This window comes from Kribbella pratensis (assembly GCF_004366075.1).
Lineage (GTDB): Bacteria > Actinomycetota > Actinomycetes > Propionibacteriales > Kribbellaceae > Kribbella > Kribbella pratensis.
In genome coordinates this window covers 1812767-1834320 of the sequence record NZ_SODU01000002.1, presented here as the reverse complement: position 1 = coordinate 1834320, position 21554 = coordinate 1812767, and the positions used below count along the sequence as shown (strand labels likewise).

At 69.2% G+C, this 21554-nt stretch carries 21 protein-coding genes and 1 riboswitch; of the genes, 12 read left to right on the top strand and 9 right to left on the bottom strand.

Annotation, left to right across the window (positions count from 1 at the left end; genetic code table 11):
• Positions 1-24 precede the first annotated feature (24 nt).
• The 5 genes from EV137_RS23745 to EV137_RS23725 all read right to left on the bottom strand — a co-directional run bounded on the left by EV137_RS23745 (position 25) and on the right by EV137_RS23725 (position 4995).
• The gene (locus EV137_RS23745) at positions 25-822 is read right to left on the bottom strand and encodes a prolyl oligopeptidase family serine peptidase (RefSeq protein ID WP_166679991.1); all 798 of its coding nucleotides are present in this window, start codon (positions 820-822) and stop codon (positions 25-27) included.
• A 71-nt stretch (positions 823-893) separates the two neighbouring features.
• Complete coding sequence (locus tag EV137_RS23740) at positions 894-1910, bottom strand: zinc-dependent alcohol dehydrogenase family protein (protein ID WP_134130771.1); 1017 nt, start codon at positions 1908-1910, stop codon at positions 894-896.
• A 13-nt stretch (positions 1911-1923) separates the two neighbouring features.
• A complete protein-coding gene (locus tag EV137_RS23735) occupies positions 1924-2199 on the bottom strand; it encodes a ubiquitin-like small modifier protein 1 (RefSeq protein WP_130383007.1) in 276 nt (91 codons plus the stop codon).
• Positions 2196-3458, bottom strand: a complete 1263-nt coding sequence (gene thrC, locus EV137_RS23730) for a threonine synthase (RefSeq protein WP_134130770.1) — start codon at positions 3456-3458, stop codon at positions 2196-2198. Before thrC ends, EV137_RS23735 begins: the two co-directional genes overlap by 4 nt.
• A gap of 13 nt (positions 3459-3471) precedes the next feature.
• Positions 3472-3615, bottom strand: a riboswitch (SAM riboswitch).
• A gap of 435 nt (positions 3616-4050) precedes the next feature.
• Positions 4051-4995, bottom strand: a complete 945-nt coding sequence (locus EV137_RS23725; RefSeq protein WP_238175506.1) for a DNA-3-methyladenine glycosylase family protein — start codon at positions 4993-4995, stop codon at positions 4051-4053.
• Between the two features lie 114 nt (positions 4996-5109).
• Between EV137_RS23725 and EV137_RS23720 the strand changes: the two genes are divergently transcribed.
• On the top strand, positions 5110-5550 hold the full coding sequence (locus EV137_RS23720; RefSeq protein WP_238175505.1) for a hypothetical protein: 441 nt from the start codon (positions 5110-5112) through the stop codon (positions 5548-5550).
• Here the strand turns inward: EV137_RS23720 and otsB are convergent.
• From otsB to napA, 3 genes are all read right to left on the bottom strand, one after another.
• Positions 5516-6349: a trehalose-phosphatase gene (gene otsB, locus EV137_RS23715; RefSeq protein WP_134003761.1), complete on the bottom strand. Its 834-nt coding sequence runs from the start codon at positions 6347-6349 to the stop codon at positions 5516-5518. The genes EV137_RS23720 and otsB overlap by 35 nt on opposite strands.
• Before the next feature lie 76 nt (positions 6350-6425).
• On the bottom strand, positions 6426-7127 hold the full coding sequence (locus tag EV137_RS23710; RefSeq protein WP_134003759.1) for a LytR C-terminal domain-containing protein: 702 nt from the start codon (positions 7125-7127) through the stop codon (positions 6426-6428).
• 2 nt (positions 7128-7129) lie between these two features.
• The gene (gene napA / locus EV137_RS23705; protein WP_134003758.1) at positions 7130-7438 is read right to left on the bottom strand and encodes a nucleoid-associated protein NapA; all 309 of its coding nucleotides are present in this window, start codon (positions 7436-7438) and stop codon (positions 7130-7132) included.
• A gap of 149 nt (positions 7439-7587) precedes the next feature.
• Between napA and EV137_RS23700 the strand changes: the two genes are divergently transcribed.
• From EV137_RS23700 to EV137_RS23660, 9 genes are all read left to right on the top strand, one after another.
• On the top strand, positions 7588-8991 hold the full coding sequence (locus tag EV137_RS23700; RefSeq protein ID WP_238175504.1) for an amidase: 1404 nt from the start codon (positions 7588-7590) through the stop codon (positions 8989-8991).
• Positions 8982-9983, top strand: coding sequence for a Gfo/Idh/MocA family protein (locus EV137_RS23695; RefSeq protein ID WP_134130767.1), 1002 nt, complete (start codon positions 8982-8984; stop codon positions 9981-9983). The genes EV137_RS23700 and EV137_RS23695 overlap by 10 nt, the downstream gene beginning before the upstream one ends.
• A 7-nt stretch (positions 9984-9990) precedes the next feature.
• Positions 9991-11388, top strand: a complete 1398-nt coding sequence (locus tag EV137_RS23690) for an alpha,alpha-trehalose-phosphate synthase (UDP-forming) (RefSeq protein ID WP_134003752.1) — start codon at positions 9991-9993, stop codon at positions 11386-11388.
• Positions 11375-12796: an FGGY family carbohydrate kinase gene (locus EV137_RS23685; protein WP_134130766.1), complete on the top strand. Its 1422-nt coding sequence runs from the start codon at positions 11375-11377 to the stop codon at positions 12794-12796. Before EV137_RS23690 ends, EV137_RS23685 begins: the two co-directional genes overlap by 14 nt.
• A gap of 75 nt (positions 12797-12871) precedes the next feature.
• Complete coding sequence (locus tag EV137_RS41515; protein ID WP_134130765.1) at positions 12872-14140, top strand: sensor histidine kinase; 1269 nt, start codon at positions 12872-12874, stop codon at positions 14138-14140.
• The gene (locus EV137_RS23675) at positions 14043-14723 is read left to right on the top strand and encodes a response regulator transcription factor (RefSeq protein WP_134003746.1); all 681 of its coding nucleotides are present in this window, start codon (positions 14043-14045) and stop codon (positions 14721-14723) included. Before EV137_RS41515 ends, EV137_RS23675 begins: the two co-directional genes overlap by 98 nt.
• 81 nt (positions 14724-14804) lie before the next feature.
• Positions 14805-16979: an MMPL family transporter gene (locus EV137_RS23670; protein WP_134130764.1), complete on the top strand. Its 2175-nt coding sequence runs from the start codon at positions 14805-14807 to the stop codon at positions 16977-16979.
• A 45-nt stretch (positions 16980-17024) separates the two neighbouring features.
• Positions 17025-17462, top strand: a complete 438-nt coding sequence (gene panD / locus EV137_RS23665) for an aspartate 1-decarboxylase (protein WP_445991795.1) — start codon at positions 17025-17027, stop codon at positions 17460-17462.
• A gap of 13 nt (positions 17463-17475) precedes the next feature.
• Complete coding sequence (locus EV137_RS23660; protein ID WP_134130763.1) at positions 17476-18921, top strand: aminopeptidase P family protein; 1446 nt, start codon at positions 17476-17478, stop codon at positions 18919-18921.
• A 9-nt stretch (positions 18922-18930) separates the two neighbouring features.
• On the opposite strand, the gene EV137_RS23655 is transcribed toward EV137_RS23660, so the two are convergent.
• Entirely contained in the window at positions 18931-19572 is a 642-nt protein-coding gene (locus tag EV137_RS23655) for a TetR/AcrR family transcriptional regulator (protein WP_134130762.1), read from the bottom strand.
• 87 nt (positions 19573-19659) lie between these two features.
• Between EV137_RS23655 and EV137_RS23650 the strand changes: the two genes are divergently transcribed.
• Both EV137_RS23650 and EV137_RS23645 read left to right on the top strand, forming a co-directional pair.
• Complete coding sequence (locus EV137_RS23650; protein WP_134130761.1) at positions 19660-20706, top strand: alpha/beta fold hydrolase; 1047 nt, start codon at positions 19660-19662, stop codon at positions 20704-20706.
• Positions 20703-21512: a class I SAM-dependent methyltransferase gene (locus EV137_RS23645; protein WP_134130760.1), complete on the top strand. Its 810-nt coding sequence runs from the start codon at positions 20703-20705 to the stop codon at positions 21510-21512. The genes EV137_RS23650 and EV137_RS23645 overlap by 4 nt, the downstream gene beginning before the upstream one ends.
• The last annotated feature ends 42 nt before the right edge of the window (positions 21513-21554 follow it).

Here is a 21554-nt window from a genome sequence, read left to right as displayed (position 1 = left end):
GGCTTTGCGGAAAGAAGTTTGCACCTACTGCCGAAAATGTTCCGCAAAGAAGCGTGCGGCCTCGTCCGCCACGGCATACCAGTCGTCGCGGAGATCGTGACGCCCGCCGTCGATCGCCAAGAGACGCGACTGCGCGCCGACTGCGAGCAGTGCGTGATGAAGTCGTTCGGCCTGCTCGTACGGAACCGTCTCGTCCGCGGTGCCGTGGATGATCAGGAAGGGCGGTGCGCCGGCGCTGACGTGCGCGATCGGACTTGCCGCGCGCAACTGTTCGCGATGCGTGGACACGTCGCCGCCGACCAACGCGGTGACCGGCGAAGGGCGGTCGATCCGCAGGGCGCCGCCGGGACGGAGGAGATCGCTCGGACCGCTGACCGTCACTACTGCGTGGACGTTCGCCACCGCCGTACGGCGAGCTGACGCGAGGCCGGCGAGGGCTGCGAGGTGTCCCCCGGCGGACTGTCCCCAGATGCCGATGCGATCAGGATCGATAGGGAGGCCGAGCGGGTTGCGGCGCAGCCAGTCCAGGGCGGCCTGTACGTCGTGCAGTTGCGCGGGGAAGATCGCCTGCCCGCTGTGACGGACGGAGATGGCAACGGTCAGGAAGCCTGCTCGCACGAGGGCGGGATTCGCGAACGGCAGCAGGGCGGACGAGCGATCACCCGGTCCCCAACCCGGGCATCCGTCGATTCGTACGACGGTCGGGAGCGGGGTGGTGGGCAGCGGTGCCGGACCTAGTACGTCGAGGCAGAGGTCGATGCCGTTCGGGCGAGCGTAGCGGACATCTGCGAGGTGGGTGAGCTCGGATCGCGCTGCAGACATCAGGTCCATCGCCTCCTCGGCCGGGGAACCGATCGTCGTATCCGGGCGATGACGACGTCCAGAGCGACCGGCTAGGGAGTGATGATCGTGACGCCGGCGGGGGTGCCGTTGGTGAGGGCTGCCAGGGCGGCGGGGGTTTGTTCGAGGGGGATGGTGCGGGTGATGAGGTGCTGGGGGTTGAGGTTGCCGGTGGCAACTAGGGCGAGCATTTCGGGGTAGGCGTGGGCGGGCATGCCGTGGCTGCCGAGCCAGGTGAGTTCCTGGCCGATCAGGCGGCCGACGTCCAGCTGCACGCCTTGGGGCAGGAGGCCGATCTGGACGTGACGGCCTCGTGGGCGGAGAGCTTGCAGGGCTTGCTGGACGACGTCGTTGGAGCCGAGCGCGTCGATGGTGACATGAGCACCGCCCAGGTCGTGGATCTGCGCAACGGTGTCTGCAGACGCGTGGATGGTGTGTGCGGCGCCGTACTCGCGGGCTAAGTGCAGCGCTTCGGGGTTGGTGTCGATGGCGATGACCTCGGCGCCGAGAGCCGTCGCGATCATGACCGCTGACAGGCCGACGCCACCGCATCCGAAGACGGCCACGCGTTCACCGGCGACGACCTGTCCTACCTGATGGACGGCGCGGAACGACGTGGCAAAGCGGCACCCCAGACCCGCGGCGGTCGCGAAATCCATGTCGTCGGGCAGTCGCACCAGGTTCACAGCGGCGTACGGCACAGCGACGTACTCGGCGAACGAACCCCAGTAGTTGAACCCAGGCTGCAGCTGGTTGGGGCACACCTGCTGGTTGCCCTCGAGGCACTGCTCGCATGCACCGCACGCGCAGATGAATGGCGTCGTGACCCGATCCCCGACCGCCCACCCGCTCACACCCGCCCCGACCGCGGCGATCGTGCCGGCGAGCTCATGGCCCGGCACATGCGGCAGCACGATGTCGGAGTCATGCCCCATCCAGCCATGCCAGTCACTACGGCACAGCCCGGTCGCCTCAACCTTCAGGACAACCGAGCCGTCCGCAACCGCAGGCTCCGCAACCTCACGAATCTCAGGAAGTACGCCGTACTCCGAGATGACAACCGCACGCATCAGAGCAGCTCAATCAGCCGCCCGCGACCGCCGGGATGATGGAGACCTGGCCGCCGTCCTTGATCGTGGTCTGCAGGCCGTCGGCGAAGCGTACGTCGTCGTCGTCGACGTACACGTTCACGAACCGGCGCAGCTCGCCCGAGTCGTCCAGTACGCGGCCCTTGATCCCCGGGTACGACGCGTCGAGCGAGTCGAGCACCTCGGTCAGGGTCGCGCCCTCGGCGGACACCTCGGACACGCCCTGGGTGTAGGGCCGCAGGATGGTCGGGACGCGAACGCTCACACTCACTGCAGGCCTGCCTTCACGAAGGCGTCGTACGACGCGGGGATGGTCACCTTGGGGCCGACCCGGTCGGCCACGGCATCGAGCGTCTTCAGCCCGTCGCCGGAGTTGATGATGACGGTCTCGGCCTCGGGGTCGAGCTGCCCGGTCGCGATCAGCTTCCTCAGCGTCGCGACGGTCACTCCGCCCGCGGTCTCGGCGAAGATGCCCTCGGTCCGGGCCAGCAACTGGATGCCCTCGACGACCTCGTCGTCGCTGACGTCCTCGATCGCGCCACCGGTACGGCGGGCGACGTCCAGGACATAGGGCCCGTCGGCCGGGTTGCCGATCGCCAGCGACTTCGCGATCGTGTCCGGCTTCACCGGCTTGACCACGTCGTGGCCGTCGCGGAACGCCTGCGCGACGGGCGAGCAGCCGGTCGCCTGCGCGCCGTAGATCTTGTAGTCGGTGGCGTCGACGAGGCCGAGCTTGCCGAGCTCGGTGAAGCCCTTGTCGATCTTGGTCAGCTGCGAGCCGGACGCGACCGGGATCACGACCTGCTGCGGGATCCGCCAGCCGAGCTGCTCGGCGATCTCGAAGGCGAGGGTCTTGGAGCCTTCGGAGTAGTACGGGCGGACGTTCACGTTCACGAACGCCCAGCCTTCCTCCTCACCGGCGATCTCGGAGGCCAGCTTGTTCACGTCGTCGTAGTTGCCCTCGACGGCGACCAGCGTCCCGCCGTACACGGCCGTGGTGATCACCTTCGGGCGCTCGAGGTCGTGCGGGATGAACACGACCGAGCGGATGCCGGCCCGGGCCGCGGCCGCGGCGACCGCGTTGGCCAGGTTGCCGGTGGAGGGGCAGGCGAAGACCTTCATGCCGAGCTCGCGGGTGGCGCTCAACGCCGATGCAACCACCCGGTCCTTGAAGGAGTGGGTCGGGTTGCCGGAGTCGTCCTTCACCCAGAGCTTCCTGAGCCCGAGTTCGCGGGCCAGGTTCTGCGCGTCGACGAGCCGGGTGTAGCCGGGCTCGGTGTTCGGGAAGCTGGCCACGTCCACGGGGACGGGCAGCAGCGGCTGGTACCGCCAGATGTTCTTGGGTCCGGCCTCGATCTGCTCACGGGTGATGGTCGGGTACTCGTATCCGACCTCGAGCGGACCGAAGCACTCCATACAGGCGTAGAACGGGCCGAGCGGCGACTTCGCCCCACAGGCGCGACAGCTCAGGTGCGTACCGTTGCCGAAGGCACCTTCACGGATCGTGTGGGTGGCGGCGGTCAGGCTCATGAGTGAGGTTCCCCTCTCATCTTCCCCGCGAACACCGGATCTCGGCGGCGGGACGGATTTGGCACCGTTCCACCGCGAGACGCCCCGGGCGGGGGCTCGACGGGGAGGGTTGCCGGGACTTCAACGGGCCGTTTCCCTCAGTCCCTCTGGATGAGCTCCCCCGAGATTACCCAATCGGGTCCATATTGTGTCTTGTGATCCCACCATCCGAGACACGCGATCTCAGCTGCGGCGCGGACCTCCAGGCCATCACAATCCGCCTTGCGGGCCGCTCCTGAGCGGGACCGCGAGCCACCGACGCCCATTGTGATGGCCTGGAGGTCCGCGCCTCGCCCATGAGCGGACGCCCGCCACTCACCAACGGCCCACAACCGGCCGCCGATCGGCCCCACCAGGCGTGGTCTCACCGCTGGACGGTGGGTTGATGAGTGGCGAGCGTCCGCCCACCTGCGACCGGCCGCAGGAGAAGTCCGCCCACGGATGGCGGGTCGCGGGCGGGATCCGGCGGGGCGCGCGTGGGAATCCCGCCCACAGGCGGCGGGTCGCGAGCGAATCCCGCCCACGGGCGGTCGGTGGGTCGTGGGTGGTTCGCTCAGAGGCGGTGGGTGGCACCTGGGGTGTGGGTGGGGAGCGCCTTGCGGGGGCCGTAGCGCGGGTGGCCGATGCCGGCGAGCTCGAGGAGGCGCTGGACGCGGAAGCGGTGGCCGCGGTACGGCTCGATCAGCTCGGCGCAGCCGTCGTCGTCGAGTTCCTCGCCGATCAGCGCGTACGACACGTTCCGCGACACGTGATAGTCCGCGAACGAGAACGCGTCCGCGTCCCCGTGAGCCCGCTGCCGTACCTCGGCCGCCGTCCACACCCCGACCCCGGGCAGTGACCGCAGCCGCCGCTCGATCTCCCCGGCGTCGCTCAGCTCGAGCGTCCGCTCCAGCGCCTTCGCCCGCGTCGCCGCCGTGATGACAACCCGCGATCGTCGGCCCTCGACACCCGCCCGCAGCCACTGCCACGACGGGATCTGCCGCCACTCCTCGGGCGCCGGCGGCACCATCATCTGCCGTCCGTCCGGAGGCGTCGGGCCCGGCGCAGGCTCGCCGTACTCACGCAGCAGCAGCCGCCACGCCCGGAACGCCTCCTGGCCGGTCACCACCTGCTCGATCCCGGCCGCCGCCATCGCCTCGAACACCGCCCGAGTCCGCGGCACACGCACATCCGGGAACCGCCGCGCCGCGTCCACCAGCGCCCGATGCTCCGGCAGCGGCTCGAACCCGTCCCAGCTGTCGCGCTCCCCCAGCAACTCCGGCACGCCGTCGAGCGCCCACTCCGACCCCGGCCCCCAAGCCTCCGCCTCGACAAACCCGGCGTACGGCGTCAACCGCAACAACACCGCCCCGTCCGGAGTCCGCGTAGCCCGCCACACCGTCCGCCGCGCCGCGTCGAACACGTACGCCGGATCCCCAGGCCCCTTACGCAACCCCCCGATCACCGAATGCGGATCCACCACCCGCCCAGGACGCCAAACCCGCACCACCGAACTCACCGCCCCAGTCTGACCCACACCGCCGACAACCAGATCAGCGGATGTCCTGAGAATTGAGACATTAGGACATCGGCTCGATACTGAGCCATGACCGGCTGGCAGTGGGTGAAGTTGGTGGGGAACTTTGTGAATCTGTCCACGGTTGCCGGGGCGGTGGTGGGGGTTCTGGGGCGGGCTTCGTTCAGTCGGGGGCCTCGGGGGTTGTTCTTCGCGAACGGGTACAAGCTCGGGTTTCCGGTCGCGGGGGCGTTCACGATCGGGAATGTCGTGCTGAGCAAGCACGAGCGGGTGTACTTCGACAACCCGGCGCTCCTCCGGCACGAGGAGCGGCATTCGTGGCAGTACTTCTGGCTGATCGGCCTGCCGATGCTCCCGCTGTACGTCGTGGGCGTGGTCGTCTCGTTCCTGCTCACCGGTGACCCGGCGTCGCGCAACCCGTTCGAACGGCTCGCCGATCTGAAGGAGGGCGGGTACGTCGAGCGCCCGGTCCAGCCGATCGGCAAGACCGTGACGCAGGCGTTCAGCGGGCTGAGATCGCGTCCGAAAGGGCCGTGAGGACGGTCACCACACCACTCGGGTCGTCGACGACGATGTCCGCGGCCTCGATCAGCTCGGTCGCGTTCGAGGACCGCGTAGCGAGCAGTACGCCGCGTAGTCCGGCGTCCCGCTGCTCCTGGATCGCCCGGTACGCCGCAAGGTCGCCCAGGTCGTCCCCGGCGTACAGGATCGACCGCGCGCCGGTGGATTCGATCAGGCGGCGGAGCGCGATGCCCTTGTCGATGCCGGGCGGCCGTAGTTCGAGCACGAGGTTGCCCGGCTCCAGCCTCAGCCCGGCCTCCTGAGCCAGCGCTCTCAACGGCGCCCGCAGCAGTTCAAGGGCCCGGACCGGATCCTCCAGCCGACGCGTGTGCACAGCCAGCGAGCTGTCCTTGTCCTCCACGAACGCATCCGGTACGCCGACCTCGCGCAGCAGCCCCGGCAACCGGTCCCGCGCCGTCGCGACGCCCTCCGGCACCGGGTCGCTCGTCACCTTGCCCGTCGCCGCGTCCCAGCGCTCCAGCCCGTAGTGCCCGAGTACGACGAGATTGCCCAGCCCCGGGTAACCGCTCACACCGGACAGCTCGGTGGCGACCAGTGCAGGCCGGCCGGTGACGATCGCGACCTGGTTCACGCTCCGGGCGAGCCGGGCCAGTGCATCCAGGGCGCCTTCGACCGGCCGGGATCGCGCCGGATCCTCGACGAGCGGCGAGAGTACGCCGTCGAAGTCGGACGAGATCACCGCGGTCGCCGGGTCCGAGACGATGGCCTCCCAGCCCTCTCGTCCCGAGTCGGTCTCGATGACCGGGGTGCTCATCCACGTCCTCGCTTCGCTCCGGGCGCGGATGAGACACGAAGCACGCTGTGCTTGATTGTTCGCTCGCTCCGCTCGCTCATCCGCTGTAGTCCGAGGTCAGGATCACGGTCAGGCGATCCTTCTTCATGTTGTCCAGTGCGCCCTTGGTCCGGCCGATGCCGAGGTCGTGGGCGAGTTGGTTGGCGGCGTCGAGCATGCCCGGCGGGTAGTAGACCGTGCTCTCGGCGATCTTGCCGTGCCAGTTGTCCGGCGACCCGGACACGGTCCAGCCGGCCTGCCGGGCGCGGTTCGCGACGGTGTCGGCGAGACCCTTGCGCGCGGTGTTGTTGTACACCTCGATCGCCGGCCGTTCCTCCGCCGGGATCGTCACCACCGGCTGGGTCGGCTGAGTCGACGGCGTGGTCTCGGTCGGCTGCGCGGTCTCGGTCGGCTGCGTGGTCTCGGTCGGCTGCGTGGTCTCGGTCGGCTGGGTCGGCGCGGTCGACGGCGGCTCGCTACTCGGCGCACTGGTCGGTGCATCGGTCGGCTCGGTGGTCGGCTTCGTGGACGGTCGCGGCACGCTGGCGCCGACGGTCGACGGCCCGGAGGTGGGCTTCGGCGTACTCACGCCGGCCGGCTTCTCGTCGGCCTTGCTGTCGTGTTCTCGCGTCCCGAACAGCACCAGCAGTCCGGCCACGATCGCCACCACGGCAGCCACCGCGACGAGGGAGGACAGGACCTGCCCCTGCTCGCCCCGCGGGCGTGGGGCAGCGAGGCACGCCCTGAGGCGGCGGGACATGGTCAGACCTCGATGCCCAGTCGGCGTGCGGAGCGGGCGCGCTGGCGGGCGGCACGGAGGCGGCGCAGGCGCTTGACCAGCAGCGGGTCGTGCGCGAGGGCCTCGGGCCGGTCGATGAGTGCGTTCAGGACCTGGTAGTACCGGGTCGCCGACATCTGGAACTGGTCCCGGATCGCCTGTTCCTTCGCTCCGGCGTACTTCCACCAGTGCCGCTCAAAAGCAAGGATCTGGCCGTCACGCTCCGAGAGTCCGGCAACAGCCGGCTGCGCAGCTTCGGCCGGGCCGGAAGAGCTGGCGTTGGCGCTGTCCATGTGCAGCTGACTCCTGTGCGGTCGGTGATCGTCCGTCCGCCTGCCACTCTACGTGCTGAACAACAGCGATGTCATTCACCGCTCGGGCGACACGAAGCGTGTCGCTGACAAGACAACGGGACGCACCCGAGTCTGGCAGGATCGTTCAAGTGAGCTCAACTCCGTCCAGCGTGGCGCTGGTGGAGGAGTTGCAGGGGCGGATTCGTGAGGTCGACCCGCTGGTCAACGCCGTCTGCACCCCTAACCCCGCCGCGCTCACCGAAGCCGCCCGACTCGACACCGAGCGTGACGAGGGCCGGGTCCGTGGGCCGCTGCACGGCGTGCCGGTGCTGGTCAAGGACAACATCGACACCGCGGACCTGCCGACCACGGCCGGCTCGCTGGCGCTGGCCGACCAGCCACCGCCGCCGGAGGACGCCCCGTTGGTACGGCGGTTGCGCGCGGCGGGCTGCGTGATCCTGGGGAAGACCAATCTGAGCGAGTGGGCGAACTTCCGCGGCTCGGCGTCCTCGTCCGGCTGGAGCGCGTACGGCGGCCTCACCCGCAACCCGTACGCGTTGAACCGCTCGGCCGGCGGCTCCTCGTCCGGCTCCGGCGCCGCGGTCGCGGCGGGCCTGGCGGACTACGCGATCGGCACCGAGACCAACGGCTCAATCGTTTGCCCGGCCGCGTTGAACGGCGTCGTCGGCCTGAAGCCCACAGTCGGCCTGGTCCCCCAGCAGGGCATCGTCCCGATCTCGCACTCGCAGGACACCGCCGGGCCGATGACCAGGACGGTCACCCAGGCTGCAGCCCTGCTCACCGTCCTCACCGGCGGCCAGACCGACTACACGGAGGCCTGCCGCGGCACGGACCTCAGCAACGTGCGCATCGGCGTACCGCGCGGTCCCCTCTGGGGCTACTCGAACGGCCTGGACCAGGTGACCGAGCGAGCGCTGGAGTTCCTCAGCCAGTGCGGAGCCACGCTGGTCGACCACCTGTCGTTGCCGACACCAGGTGGTGACGAGGACCAGTTGCAGGTGCTGGCCCACGAGCTGAAGGTCGACATGGCGTCGTACCTCGCTACCCGCGCTTCTGGCGGCCCGCAGACGTTGGACGACCTCATAGCGTTCAACAAGAAGCATGCGGACCTGGAGCTGCAGTGGTTCGGCCAGGAGCTGTTCGAACGTGCTGCTGCCACGGAGGGCCTCAGCTCCCCTGTGTACGTCGCCGCGCGCCTGACCGCACTCCGCGCGGGCCGGGACGGCATCGACAACCTGCTCCGCGACAACCAGCTCGACGCGCTGGTATCCCCGGCGTACTCACCGGCCTGGGCGATCGACCTGGTGAACGGCGATCACGTGCTCGGCAGCTCCTCGTCGCACGCGGCCCTGGCCGGTTATCCACTGCTGTCGGTCCCGTCCGGAGTGGTGTCCGGACTGCCGGTCGGACTCACGATCAGCGGTACGGCGCGAAGTGAGGTCACGCTCATTCGCTTGGCGCACGCCTTGGAAACCGCGAGAATCGCTGCAGACGGACCGTTCCCGACCCCGGAGTTCAGACAGTGGGTATAGATCGCGTCAGGTGGGGCATCGTTGCGACCGGCAACATTTCGACCCAGTTCACGCACGATCTCGCGCTGCTTCCGGACGACGCCGTCGCGACCGCGGTCGCGTCCCGCTCCCAGGACAGCGCGAACAGGTTCGCCGCCGAGTTCGGCATCCCGCACGCGTACGACGACTACCGCCGGCTGATCGACTCCGGCGAGGTCGACGTGATCTACATCGGTACGCCGCATCCGCAGCACTACGCCGTCGCCCGTACGGCGTTGCAGGCCGGCGTCGCCGTACTGTGCGAGAAGCCCGTCACGCTGACCGCCGCGCAGGCCCGGGACCTGATCGCGGTCGCCAAGGAGCACGACACGCTGTTCGCCGAGGCGATGTGGATGCGCACGAACCCGGTGATCCAGACGCTCTTCGAGGACCTGCACAGCGGGGTGATCGGCGAACCGCAGCAGGTGGTGGCGGACTTCGCGTTCCACAAGCCTTCCTTGCCGGTTCGCCTGCTCGACCCGGCGCTCGGGGGAGGCTCGCTGATGGACGGCGGCATCTACCCGATGACATTCGCCTACCTGGCGCTCGGCCGCCCGGCGGAGGTGAAGGCGGTCGGTTCGCTGAACGACGACGGCATCGACCTGAACGTCGCGATGGCCTGGCGGTACGAGTCCGGCGCGGTCGCCGCGCTGACCTGCGGCCTGCGGTCGCAGAGCCCGTGGGTCGCGTCGATCAGCGGACCGGACGGAAACCTGCAGGTCCCGCACCGTTTCCACCACCCCGAGTACTACGTGCGCACGACCGCTTCCGGAGCGGAGCGGATCGAGGTACCCACGCATGGTCGTGGGTACCACTATGAGGCAACCGCAGTCATGCAAGCGCTGCGCGAAGGGCTGATCGAAGTGCCGGCCCTCCCCCACGCCGCCACCCTCGAGATTCTCGACCTGCTCGACGAAACCAGGAGACAGATCGGGGTCCGCTACCCCGGTGACGACGACGATTTGAGTGGATGAACTGAATATGCCGAACGGTAGGAGTTCCTTCGTAGTGGTGGCCAACCGGCTGCCGGTCGACCGGATCGAGATGCCCGACGGCAGTACGGCGTGGCGCCGAAGTCCGGGCGGGCTCGTCACGGCCCTGGCGCCGGTGATGCAGGGCCATCACGGTGCCTGGATCGGCTGGACCGGGAGCCCGGACGAGAAGGTGGATCCGTTCGACAACGACGGTATGCACCTGGTCCCGGTGATGCTCTCGGCCGAGGACGTCCAGCTGTACTACGAGGGTTTCTCCAACGCGACGCTCTGGCCGCTGTACCACGACGTGATCGTGGCGCCGGAGTTCCATCGCGAGTGGTGGGAGTCGTACGTCGCGGTGAACCGGCGGTTCGCGGAGGCCGCCGCGGAGGCCGCCGACGACAACGCCGACGTGTGGGTGCACGACTACCAGCTGCAGCTCGTCCCCGCGATGCTGCGCCGGCTGCGCCCCGACGTACGCATCGGGTTCTTCCTGCACATCCCGTTCCCGCCGACCGAGCTGTTCGCGCAGATGCCGTGGCGGCGGCAGATCCTGGACGGGCTGATGGGCGCGGACCTGGTCGGTTTCCAGCGCCCCGGCGCAGCGTCCAACTTCGCCCGGCTGGCCCGCAACCGGATGGGCCTGCGGACCCGCGGCGACCGGATCCACCTGCCCGACGACCGGATCGTCCGGGCGAAGGCGTTCCCGATCTCGATCGACGTCAACGAGCTGGAGAGCCTCGCCCGGCAGCCGGAGACGACGGCCCGCGCGGCCGAGATGCGCGAGGAGGTCGGCAACCCGACGCACATCCTGCTCGGCGTCGACCGGCTCGACTACACCAAGGGCATCCGGCAACGGCTGCGCGCGTTCGGCGAACTGCTGGACGAGAAGCGGATCTCGGTGGACGACGCGGTGTTCATCCAGGTCGCGACGCCGTCCCGGGAGCGTGTCGAGCAGTACCGCGTGCTGCGCGACGAGATCGAGCTCCTGGTCGGGCGGATCAACGGCGAGCACGGCCGGATCGGTACGCCGGCGATCAACTACCTGCACACGACGTACTCGCGGACCGAGATGGCCGCGTTGCTGCGGGCCGCTGACGTTGCGGTCGTGACGCCGTTGCGGGACGGGATGAACCTGGTCGCCAAGGAGTACGTGTCGACGCGGTACGACGACACCGGCGCGCTGGTGCTGAGCGAGTTCGCCGGGGCGGCGGACGAGTTCCGGCAGGCTTTCCTGGTGAACCCGCACGACATCAACGGGATGAAGGACACGATCGTCGACGCGATGAACACCGACGACCGGCAGCTCGGCCGGCGGATGAAGGCGATGCGCAAACACCTCGCGGCGCACGACGTGAACCTCTGGGCGCAGACCTTCCTGAAGGCGTTGCATGACCAAGACTGAGGAGCGGGTGCTCGCCCTCGACCTGGGGACGTCGTCGGCGCGGGCACTGGTCCTCTCGTCCGAAGACGCCGCGCCGATCCCCGGTGCGCTGGCGCGACACAAGATCTCCCCGACGTACGGCCATGACGGCTCGGCGACGCTCGACCTGCACGAGTACGTCGAGGGCCTGCTCGGGTGCCTGGACGAGCTCGAGCAGAACGGCCACCTCGAGGGGATCGGGGCGATCGTGCTCTCCTCACAGTGGCACTCGATCGTTGCTCTTAACAACAAAGGTGTCGCGCGCACACCGGTGATCACGTGGGCCGACACGCGCTCGGTCGACCTCGGTCTCGGTACGTCGTTCGACGAGCGGGCGTTCCACGCGCGCACCGGCGCGTGGCTGCACCGGCTGTACTGGACCCGCCGGATCCCGTGGCTCCTTGCCGACGACTCCCCGGCTGCCTTCGCCGGCCTGCCGGACCTGGTGCTCGAGCGACTGACCGGCGAACGCGTCACGTCCGTCTCGATCGCGTCCGGGACCGGCACGCTGGATCTCGCGACCGGTGCGTACGACGACGAGGCGCTGGAGATCGCGGGCGTGACGGCCGACCGGTTGCCGCCGATCGTGCCGACAGGCTGGACGGGCACGTTGTCCAAGGAGTACGAACGCCGCTGGCCCGGTCTGGTCGGCGTACCCGTGCATCCGCCGACCGGTGACGGCGCCGCGTCGAACGTCGGGACGGGTGGGTACGACGCCGGCGTCGCAGCGGTGACCGTTGGTACGTCGGCCGCCGTACGCGTCGTGCACCCGATCGAGAACGCGCCCGAGCTCCCGTGGGAACTGTGGCGGTACCGGGTCGACGACAAGCGGGCCGTGACCGGGATGGCCTTCTCGGCCGCCGGCAACCTCCACGCGTGGCTGACCGGCGTACTGCGGCTGGAGTCCGACGAACCGACCGGGGTCGAGATCGGGGCGACGCGTGCGATCGCGATCCCGTTCATGGCCGGCACGAGGCCACCCGCGGTGGTGCCCGGCGGATCGGGTGTGTACTTCGGCCTCTCGTTCGACGACAGCCCGGCCGACCTGCTCGCGGCAGCACTCCAAGGCGCGTCACTGGAGATCGACCGCGGACTGCGGATCCTCGACTCGTTGTTCGGGCAGGAACTGGAGGTCGTCCTCGGCGGCGGCGGGATCGACGCCTCCGAGTGGTGGCGCCGCTGCCTGACCGCCACCTTCGCCCGCCCGACCACGGTCTGCGCCGAAGCCGAGGTCGGCGCCCGCGGCGCCGCCGCGGTGGCCCTCGGCCTCTCCCCTGCCCCAGGCGGCGAACACCTGACGCCGGTCCCGGACGAGGCGTCCCGCGTCGCCGCCCTCCGCCCCCGCTACGAAACCCTCCGAGAACTCGCCGTACGGGCGTCGACCATCTAGTACCGCGCCTGCGGTACGGCGGGGATACTGCTGCTGGACGAGGTGGTTCGGCGGGCGGTCACGTACTGTGAAGGGATGGAACGGCTCACCCGGTTCTGTCGTGCCTTGGCGCGGCACCCGTTGGCGCTGGACCTTGCTGTCGCCCTCTCGATCCTGCTGATCAACCTGGTGGTGCCGGGTGGACGGCACGTCGGTGAGCGGATCCAGCTGAACCAGACGGTGGTGCTGCTCGCCATCGCCGGTGCGGTCGTGATCACGTTCCGGCGCCGGGCGCCGCTGCTCGTGCTGGCGATCACCACCGTGATCACCACGACGTTCGTGATCGCCGAGCAAGGCAAGAGCCCGATCGTCATCTACATGGGCGTCGCGGCGTACACCGTCGTCCTGGCGAAGGACCGGCCGACACGCTCGATCGCGGTCGTCGCAACGGCGCTGCTCAGCCTGACCGCTGAGGTGCTTTTCGTCGGCGGGGACGTGCTCGACAACCTCGGTCTGACGTTCTTCGTGCTGTTCTCGGGCGCGATCGGGGAAGCGGTCCGGTACCGGCGCGCGTATCTGCTGGAGCTGGAGGAGCGTGCCGTGCGGGCCGAGCAGTCGCGGGACGAAGAGGCACAGCGGCGGGTGATCGAAGAACGGTTGCGGATCGCGCACGAGTTACACGATGTGATCGCGCACCACATCGCCTTGATGAACGTGCAGTCCGGTGTCGCGGCGCATGTCCTCCGCACTCAACCGGACGAGGCGGAACGCGCCCTGTCGCTGGTCCGCTCCGGTGGTCGCACTGTGCTCCAAGAACTCACCGTGCTCCTTGGCGTCCTGCGTCGCTCCGGCTCACCGCTTCCCACGGCGCCTACTCCGTCCCTGCACGAGCTGGACGCTCTCATCCGCTCCTTCACCGCAGCCGGTGTAGAGGTCGACTGGACGCCACCTGCCTCGCTGGGCGCGCTACCGGACGTCATAGAACTCACGGCGTACCGCATCGTCCAGGAGTCCCTCACCAACGTCCTCAAACACGCCCCCGGCGCGGCGGCGGAGGTTCAGCTGCTCCACCGGTCCGGCGCGCTCGAGATCACCGTCACCAACGGACCCGCTCTACCTCCTGTGACGGGCGCTGCGCATGGTGGGCACGGGCTGGTGGGGATGCGGGAGCGTGTGAGCGCGGTCGGTGGGGAGCTACACGCGGGGCCTGCGGCTGGTGGCGGGTTCGCCGTACATGCTGTGCTTCCTCTGGAGACGGGAGACCTGGGTGACGATCAGGGTGTTGCTGGCGGACGATCAGACGTTGATCCGGAGCGGGTTCCGGGTGCTGGTGAGTTCAGTACCCGATCTGGAGGTCGTTGCTGAGGCGTCGAACGGGCGGGAAGCCGTCGAGCTGGCGCGGTCCGAGCGGGCCGACGTGGTGCTGATGGACATCCGGATGCCCGAGGTCGACGGCCTCGCGGCGACCCGGATGATCACCGCGGACGAGGCGCTCGCGGGCGTGAAGGTGCTGATCCTGACCACGTTCGAGGTGGACGAGTACGTGTTCGACGCGATCCGCGCCGGCGCCAGCGGCTTCCTCGGCAAGAGCGTCGAGCCGGCCGAGCTGATCGACGCCATCCGTGTGGTCGCCCGCGGCGACGCCCTGCTGTCCCCGAAGGCCGTCCGCGGCCTGATCAACCGCTTCCTCGCCGAACCCACCTCCGGCCACCAGGTCGGACCCACGGTACTCGACGTCCTCACCGACCGCGAACGCGAGATCGTCGGCCTGGTCGCCCTCGGCCTGTCCAACGACGAGATCGCCGAGCGCCTCGTGCTCTCCCCGTCGACGGCGAAGACCCACGTGAACCGGGCGATGGTGAAACTCGACTGCCGCGACCGCGCGCAACTCGTCGTACTGGCGTACCAGACCGGGCTCGTGCGTCCCGGCGTACCGCAGACGCAGTAGCAGGTACGGTGAACGCGGTACGGCGAGAAGCCCACCGGGAGCAGACGCGAACGACGGCCGCGTACCGGAAGCATCGGCCGCATGGCTACGTACCTCTACAGGCTCGGCCGATTCGCGTTCCGCCGCCGCCGGTTCGTGCTCCTGGTATGGCTGGGACTGCTGGCTGCCGGAGCAGTCGGCGCCGGCACGCTCTCCGGCCCGACCGCCAACGGCTTCTCGATCCCCGGCACCGAGTCGCAGCGCGCCGCGGATCTGCTCAACGACCGCTTCCCGCAGGCCGGCGCCGACGCCGCGACCGCCCGGATCGTCTTCCAGGCACCCGCCGGCCAGAAGCTCACCGACACGCCACAGGTCCAGCAGACCCTGGATCGGCTCGCGACCGCACCGCAGGTCGCCCGCGTCGTCGACCCCTTCAGCGCCAAGGCGATCTCCTCCGACGGCCGCACCGGCTACGCGCAGGTGACCTACAAGGTCCCCGCGCAGGAGATCACGCCGGAAGCGCAGGAGGCCATCGCCGTCGCGGTCGAACCGGCCCGCGCGTCCGGACTCACGGTCGAGTACGGCGGCGACGCGCTGCAACCACAGAACGAGCAGCAGCTCACCGAGGTGATCGGTATCGGCGTGGCTGCCGTCGTACTGCTGATCACCTTCGGCTCGTTGATCGCCGCCGGTCTGCCGTTGCTGTCGGCAATCATCGGGGTAGGGCTCGGGGTGACCGCGATCTCGACCATCAGCGGTTTCGTCGACATCGGATCCGGTACGCCGATCCTCGCGCTGATGATCGGTCTCGCGGTCTCGATCGACTATGCGCTCTTCATCATGTCCAGGTACCGGCATGAGCTGAGCACCGGACTGGAGCCGGAGGAGGCGGTGGGCCGAGCGGTCGGCACCGCCGGCTCTGCTGTGGTCTTCGCCGGCCTGACCGTGGTGATCGCGCTGGCCGGGCTGTTTGTTGTCGACATCCCGTTCCTCACCCAGATGGGCCTGGCCGCCGCGTTCACCGTGGTCATCGCGGTCGCGATCGCGCTCACTCTGCTGCCGGCCCTGCTCGGGTTCGCAGGACGGCGGGTGCTCGGCGGTCGCATCCCCGGTCTCCGCGGCGGCGATCCGGAAGCGGCCGGACGGACGACGATCGGCCGCCGGTGGGCTGGCTTCGTCACCCGGCGCCCGTTGGCGGTGCTCGTGGTGACCGTGATCGGTCTCGGCACGCTCGCGATCCCGGCGACCGATCTCGAGCTCGGGCTGCCCGACGACAGCACCGCGGCGCCCGACTCGACCCAGCGCAAGGCGTACGAGATGCTCTCCGAGGGCTTCGGGCCCGGGTTCAACGGGCCGCTGATGGTGGTCGTGGACGCAGGCGCTTCTGCCGATCCGCGGACGGCGGCCACCGCGACCGCAGCCGCCGTACGCGGGCTGCCGGACGTGACGATGGTGACGCCACCGGTCTTCAACCCGGCCGGGAACACGGCGTTGCTGACCGTGATCCCGTCGAGCGGCCCGAGTACGCAGCAGACCAAGGACCTGGTCGAGGCGATCCGGTTGATGCCCGACCAGGATCGTGCCGAGGTGGCGGTCACCGGCGCGACCGCGGTCAGCATCGACATCTCGGACAAGCTCGGCGGCGCGCTGTTGCCGTACCTGTCACTCATCATCGGCCTCGCGTTCCTGCTGCTGATGCTGGTGTTCCGCTCGATCCTGGTGCCGCTGAAGGCGACGCTCGGGTTCCTGCTCACCGTCGTGGCCACGTTCGGCGCCTTGGTCGCGGTCTTCCAGTGGGGCTGGCTGGCCGGGCTGTTCGGCATCTCGGGACAGACCGGGCCGGTGATCAGCATGCTGCCGATCTTCCTGATCGGGGTGGTGTTCGGGCTCGCGATGGACTACCAGATCTTCCTGGTGACGCGGATGCGCGAGGAGCACGTGCACGGCGCCGCACCCCGGGTGGCGGTGGTCGACGGGTTCGCGCACGGGGCGCGGGTGGTGACCGCGGCGGCGGTGATCATGACCGCGGTCTTCTCCGGGTTCATCCTGTCCGGCGAGACGTTGATCCGCGAGATGGGCTTCGGGCTGGCCCTCGCGGTCGCACTCGACGCGTTCGTCGTACGGATGACCGTCGTACCGGCGGTGATGGCACTCCTCGGCCGGCACGCCTGGTACCTCCCCGGCTGGCTGAACCGCCTCCTCCCGAACGTCGACGTGGAGGGCGACTCGCTCCGCCGCCGGCCCGCGGTCGAACGGCAAGCTGAACCGGTTGGGTGATGGCGGCCACTGACAGGAACGGGATTCGCCCGGATCATGGCCGCCATGTGGCGGGAGATGATGAAGTCGAAGGTGCACCGGGCGAAGGTGACGCAGGCCGATCTGGACTATGTCGGATCGTGCACGCTGGACGCGGCCCTGATGGAGGCGGCCGACCTGCTGCCCGGCGAGAAGGTGGACATCGTCGACATCACCAACGGTGAGCGGCTGTCGACGTACCTGATCGAAGGGCCGCGCGGGTCCGGGATCGTCGGGATCAACGGGGCCGCGGCGCACCTGATCCACCCGGGTGATCGCGTACGGGATGTTCGACACCGCCGAGGCGAAGGTCTTCGAGCCGAGCGTAGTCTTCGTGGACGAGGACAATGCGATCACCCGCATCGGTTCCGACCCCGCCGAGGCGCTCCCCCACAGCGGCACGCTTCGCGGGGACCAACTGCACCCGTAGCCACGACCGGCGCCACCACCGCCGCGCCGAGATGAGGACAGGTCGACGATGACCGACACGACCGAGACCACCGCGCAGGACGCTCCGAAGACGGCTTCGCACGACAACGAGCCGAGCCCGAAACTGCGCGCGTTCATGAACTCCGGCTGGGCGGACTCCGAGCGGCACGATCTGTCACCGAGCGACGTCGGGGTGTGGGCGGCGAAGCGCCGTGACGCGCTGTCGCAGGCGTTCCCGGGCGAGCGGCTCGTGATCCCGGCCGGCACCTACAAGGTGCGCTCGAACGACACCGACTACGTCTTCCGCCCGCACACCGACTACGTGTGGCTGACCGGCAACCAGACCTCCGACGCGGTGCTCGTCCTGGAGCCGAACGGCACCACCGGCCACGACTCGGTGCTGTACTTCCGCCCGCGCGCCGACCGCTCGCAGGGCGAGGAGTTCTGGCGCGACCGGATGTACGGCGAGCTGTGGGCCGGCCGGCGCCCGTCGCTGACCGAGACCGCCAAGGAGTTCGGGATCGAGACGCGGCACGTCGACCAGTTGGCCGACGCACTGAAGAGCGACGTACCGACGCGGGTACGGCGGGGCGAGGACGAGTCGATCGCTTCGCTGCTGAGCGGTGCCCGGACGGAGCAGCTCAAGGACGGGGAGTTCGCGGCGACGCTGTCCGAGCTGCGGCTGGTCAAGGATGCGTACGAGCTCGAGCAGCTGCGGGACGCCGTCGCCATCACGCACCGCGGTTTCTCCGACGTACTCGCCGAGATGGACAAGGTCCGGCAGTACGGCGAACGCTGGATCGAGGGCACGTTCTGGCGCCGGGCCCGTGCCGAGGGCAACGATGTCGGGTACACGTCGATCGCCGCGGCCGGTCCGCACGCGACCACGCTGCACTGGATCGAAAACGACGGCCCGGTGAACGACGGCACGCTGATGCTGCTCGACATGGGCGTCGAGAACCGGCAGCTGTACACCGCGGACATCACGCGGACGCTGCCCGTGAACGGGGAGTTCACGCCGCGCCAGCGAGACCTGTACCAGCTGGTGCTGGACGCGCAGAACGCCGGAATCGCCGCGCTCACGCCTGGTGCGACGTTCCGCGCCGGGCACGAGGCGGCGATGGAGATCATCGTCCGCGGCCTGGACGCGATGGAGCTGCTGCCGGTGTCGGCCGAGGAGGCGCTCGACCCCGAGAGCCGCCTGTACCAGCGCTACACCCTGCACGGCGTCAGCCACATGCTCGGCCTCGACGTCCACGACTGCGCGTCGGCCCGCGACGAGAACTACCGCAAGGGTCCCGTCCAGCCCGGCTACGTCCTCACCGTCGAGCCCGGCCTCTACTTCCAGTCCGACGACCTCACCGTCCCCGAGGACCTCCGCGGCATCGGCATCCGCATCGAGGACGACATCCTCATCACAGACAACGGGCCCGAAAACCTCTCCGAAGCCATGCCCCGCACGGTCGAAGGCATCCAGAACTGGATGGCTTCGTAGTCGGCGGCGTCACGCGAGGCTGTTGCCGATAAAAGCCAGGGTCCGCGCCTCGATCTGGCGGAGCTCGACGCCGGAGGCGTCGCGGAGCGGACCCTGGCCGGTGAGGACCGCGGTCCCATGGACGAGGGACCAGATCGGGTACTCGATCCCGTCACGTCGTTGCGGATCGAGTACGCCTGCTTCGACCAGTTCGTCCAGGGCGGCACGTAGCAGGCCCAGAGGTGTTCGATCCGGTGCGTCACCCGTGTCGCGGCCTGCGTACGCGTGCTGCTGTGGCACGGCGAACGCGGTAGCGAACAGTCCGGGCTCGTCACGGGCGAACTCGAGATAGGCCGCCCCGATCGCACCCAGCCGACGCTGTGCGGCGGATGGGTTACCACGCTTGCCGCGGACGCGTCCGATCTCCGCGGCCATCCGCTCCGCCAGCTCGTTCATCGCCGCGCTACAGACCTCGGCGAGCAACTCGTCGCGGTCCGCGAAGTGCCGATAGGCCGCGTTGGGTACGACGCCGACGGCCCGGGTCGCTTCCCGGAGTACCACCGCGTCCGGCCCGCCGCTGCGCGCCAACTCGACTCCGGCCGCCACGAGGCCGGCCCGTACGTCGCCACGCGGGCGTCGCCGCGACCGTGGTGCTTCCTCCGCTGCCGTCATCCGCTCAGGATAACAATGTGGACACCGTCCACTAAGTGTGCCTAATGTGGACAGCGTCCACTAAGCAACCTTCCTGAGGAGTCCACGATGAGCAAGGAGACATCAGTCGCCGTACCGCAAGCAGACAAGGTCTGGGTAACCGCAGACGAGTGGTTCGCCGACGGGCAGCGCCTGTGGTACGACGCGAAGCGGGCACGGGTCCTGACCGACGAACGAGTCACCGCCGGGCCCGGCGTACTCAAGGTCTTCGAACGCGCACCGACGGAGCCGGTCGAGGCGAACGCGGTCTGGTTGACTATGTTGCCCGGATTCCCGGACGGATCGTACGGCTGGGCCCAGGTGGATCGCCTGCTACCAGCAGGCCTCGGTCCACGGTTGTACGTCGAGCCGGTCGGCCAGGGCGACTCGGACAATCCCAGGCGCTATCCACATTCGACGGTAGGACGGGCGGAGCTCGTCCAGGCCTTGTGGCGGCACCACGGCGTACGTCGTACCGTCGTCGTCACCTTCGACTACAGTTCGCTGGCTCTGCTGGAACTCCTTCGGCGCCAACTGGATCCTGAACGGGTGACGCCGAGGATCACCGCGGTCTTCATGGTGAACGGCGGTTTGTTCGCCGACGCGCATTCACACCCGTGGCAAGGAACACCGCTCCTGCGTTCCCCGCTCGGCGCCTTCGGTGCGCGTGCGGTCGGGCGGTCGTCGGCGTCGTTCATCCGGGGCTGGCAGCAGGCCCAGATGTACTCCCGCAACTACCACCCGAGCCGGCGGGAGCTCCTCGAGTTGTGGTCCGCCTTGGTCCGCCGCGACGGCGCGAGGTTCCTCCACGAGGGCGCCGGTTTCGTCAAGGAGCATCGGCGCAACGCGAGGCGCTGGGACTTCGCCGCGATCGCACGGGAACTCAACGGGACGATCCCGTTGTACGTCGGTGGGAGCGACGAGGATCCGTACGAGCATCGGCAGATCGCTGCGACTCGCGAACGGGTCCCCGAGGCTGGGGTCCTGACCTTTCCGGGCGGTCACCTGACCACCAGCGAACACCCGGACCTCCTCGCCGCGGCCGTCCGCGACATTGCCTCACGTCATGGGGTAACGGCGCTCCCGGAGGTCGCTCACACGGAGGAAATCGCATGAATGACAGCCCAGTTCCTTCGCAGTACACGACTGGCCGGTCGAAGGCCGGCATCGAGCAGGCACTTGCCGCCGCAGGCAAGAAGCTCGATGGACTCCAGGCCGAGGATCTCGCGATGCTCGAGGACTACCACACCGGTGGACGGATCGCGACGATGCAGCTCGTCGACCTGGTCGGCGTCGCACCGGACGACGAGGTGCTCGACGCCGGCACCGGCATCGGAGGAACGGCCAGGTACCTCGCGTCCCGATTCGGCTGCAGCGTGACGGCGGTCGACCTGTCCGACGAGTACTGCGAGACAGCCCGTTGGCTCAACCAATTGGTCGGCCTGGACGATCGGATCGATGTACGTCAGGGCGATGTGACCGCGCTACCACTGGCCGATTCGTCGTACGACGTCGTGTTCAGCCAGCACGTCCAGATGAACGTGCCGGACAAGGACCGTCTCTACCAAGAAGCGACGCGGGTCCTGAAAATGGGCGGCCGACTCGCGGTGTGGGACATCTGCGCCGGCGACCAGGACGAGCTCAGCTACCCGTTGCCGTGGGCGGACGTCCCCGATGACACCCATCTCGTCACACCGCCGGCCCTGCGTGCCGTGATCGAATCGGCCGGACTCGCCATCGACCAGTGGACCGACCTGACCGAGCACGTCGGCGCCCTGATGCGAACGATCCAGTCGCAACCACCCGGCCCGCTCGGCCTGCACGCGTTCGTCCCCGACTTCCGCGAACGCCTCGACAACCTCGTCGACGCGCTCTCGGACGGCCGCCTGAAGGCCATCCAAGCAGTGGCCCGGGTCCGCTGAAGTCAGCCGCCGCCGGCCCGGGGTGGGCCGGCGGCGGCTGGG

Bases quoted from the DNA above. Each gene is read 5' to 3' on its own strand.
- EV137_RS23745 (WP_166679991.1), bottom strand. From the start codon at position 822: ATGTCTGCAGCGCGATCCGAGCTCACCCACCTCGCAGATGTCCGCTAC.
- EV137_RS23740 (WP_134130771.1), bottom strand. From the start codon at position 1,910: ATGCGTGCGGTTGTCATCTCGGAGTACGGCGTACTTCCTGAGATTCGT.
- thrC (WP_134130770.1), bottom strand. From the start codon at position 3,458: ATGAGCCTGACCGCCGCCACCCACACGATCCGTGAAGGTGCCTTCGGC.
- otsB (WP_134003761.1), bottom strand. From the start codon at position 6,349: ATGAGCACCCCGGTCATCGAGACCGACTCGGGACGAGAGGGCTGGGAG.
- EV137_RS23710 (WP_134003759.1), bottom strand. From the start codon at position 7,127: ATGTCCCGCCGCCTCAGGGCGTGCCTCGCTGCCCCACGCCCGCGGGGC.
- napA (WP_134003758.1), bottom strand. From the start codon at position 7,438: ATGGACAGCGCCAACGCCAGCTCTTCCGGCCCGGCCGAAGCTGCGCAG.
- EV137_RS23690 (WP_134003752.1), top strand. From the start codon at position 9,991: ATGCCGAACGGTAGGAGTTCCTTCGTAGTGGTGGCCAACCGGCTGCCG.
- EV137_RS23685 (WP_134130766.1), top strand. From the start codon at position 11,375: ATGACCAAGACTGAGGAGCGGGTGCTCGCCCTCGACCTGGGGACGTCG.
- EV137_RS41515 (WP_134130765.1), top strand. From the start codon at position 12,872: ATGGAACGGCTCACCCGGTTCTGTCGTGCCTTGGCGCGGCACCCGTTG.
- EV137_RS23670 (WP_134130764.1), top strand. From the start codon at position 14,805: ATGGCTACGTACCTCTACAGGCTCGGCCGATTCGCGTTCCGCCGCCGC.
- panD (WP_445991795.1), top strand. From the start codon at position 17,025: ATGTGGCGGGAGATGATGAAGTCGAAGGTGCACCGGGCGAAGGTGACG.
- EV137_RS23660 (WP_134130763.1), top strand. From the start codon at position 17,476: ATGACCGACACGACCGAGACCACCGCGCAGGACGCTCCGAAGACGGCT.
- EV137_RS23655 (WP_134130762.1), bottom strand. From the start codon at position 19,572: ATGACGGCAGCGGAGGAAGCACCACGGTCGCGGCGACGCCCGCGTGGC.
- EV137_RS23650 (WP_134130761.1), top strand. From the start codon at position 19,660: ATGAGCAAGGAGACATCAGTCGCCGTACCGCAAGCAGACAAGGTCTGG.
- EV137_RS23645 (WP_134130760.1), top strand. From the start codon at position 20,703: ATGAATGACAGCCCAGTTCCTTCGCAGTACACGACTGGCCGGTCGAAG.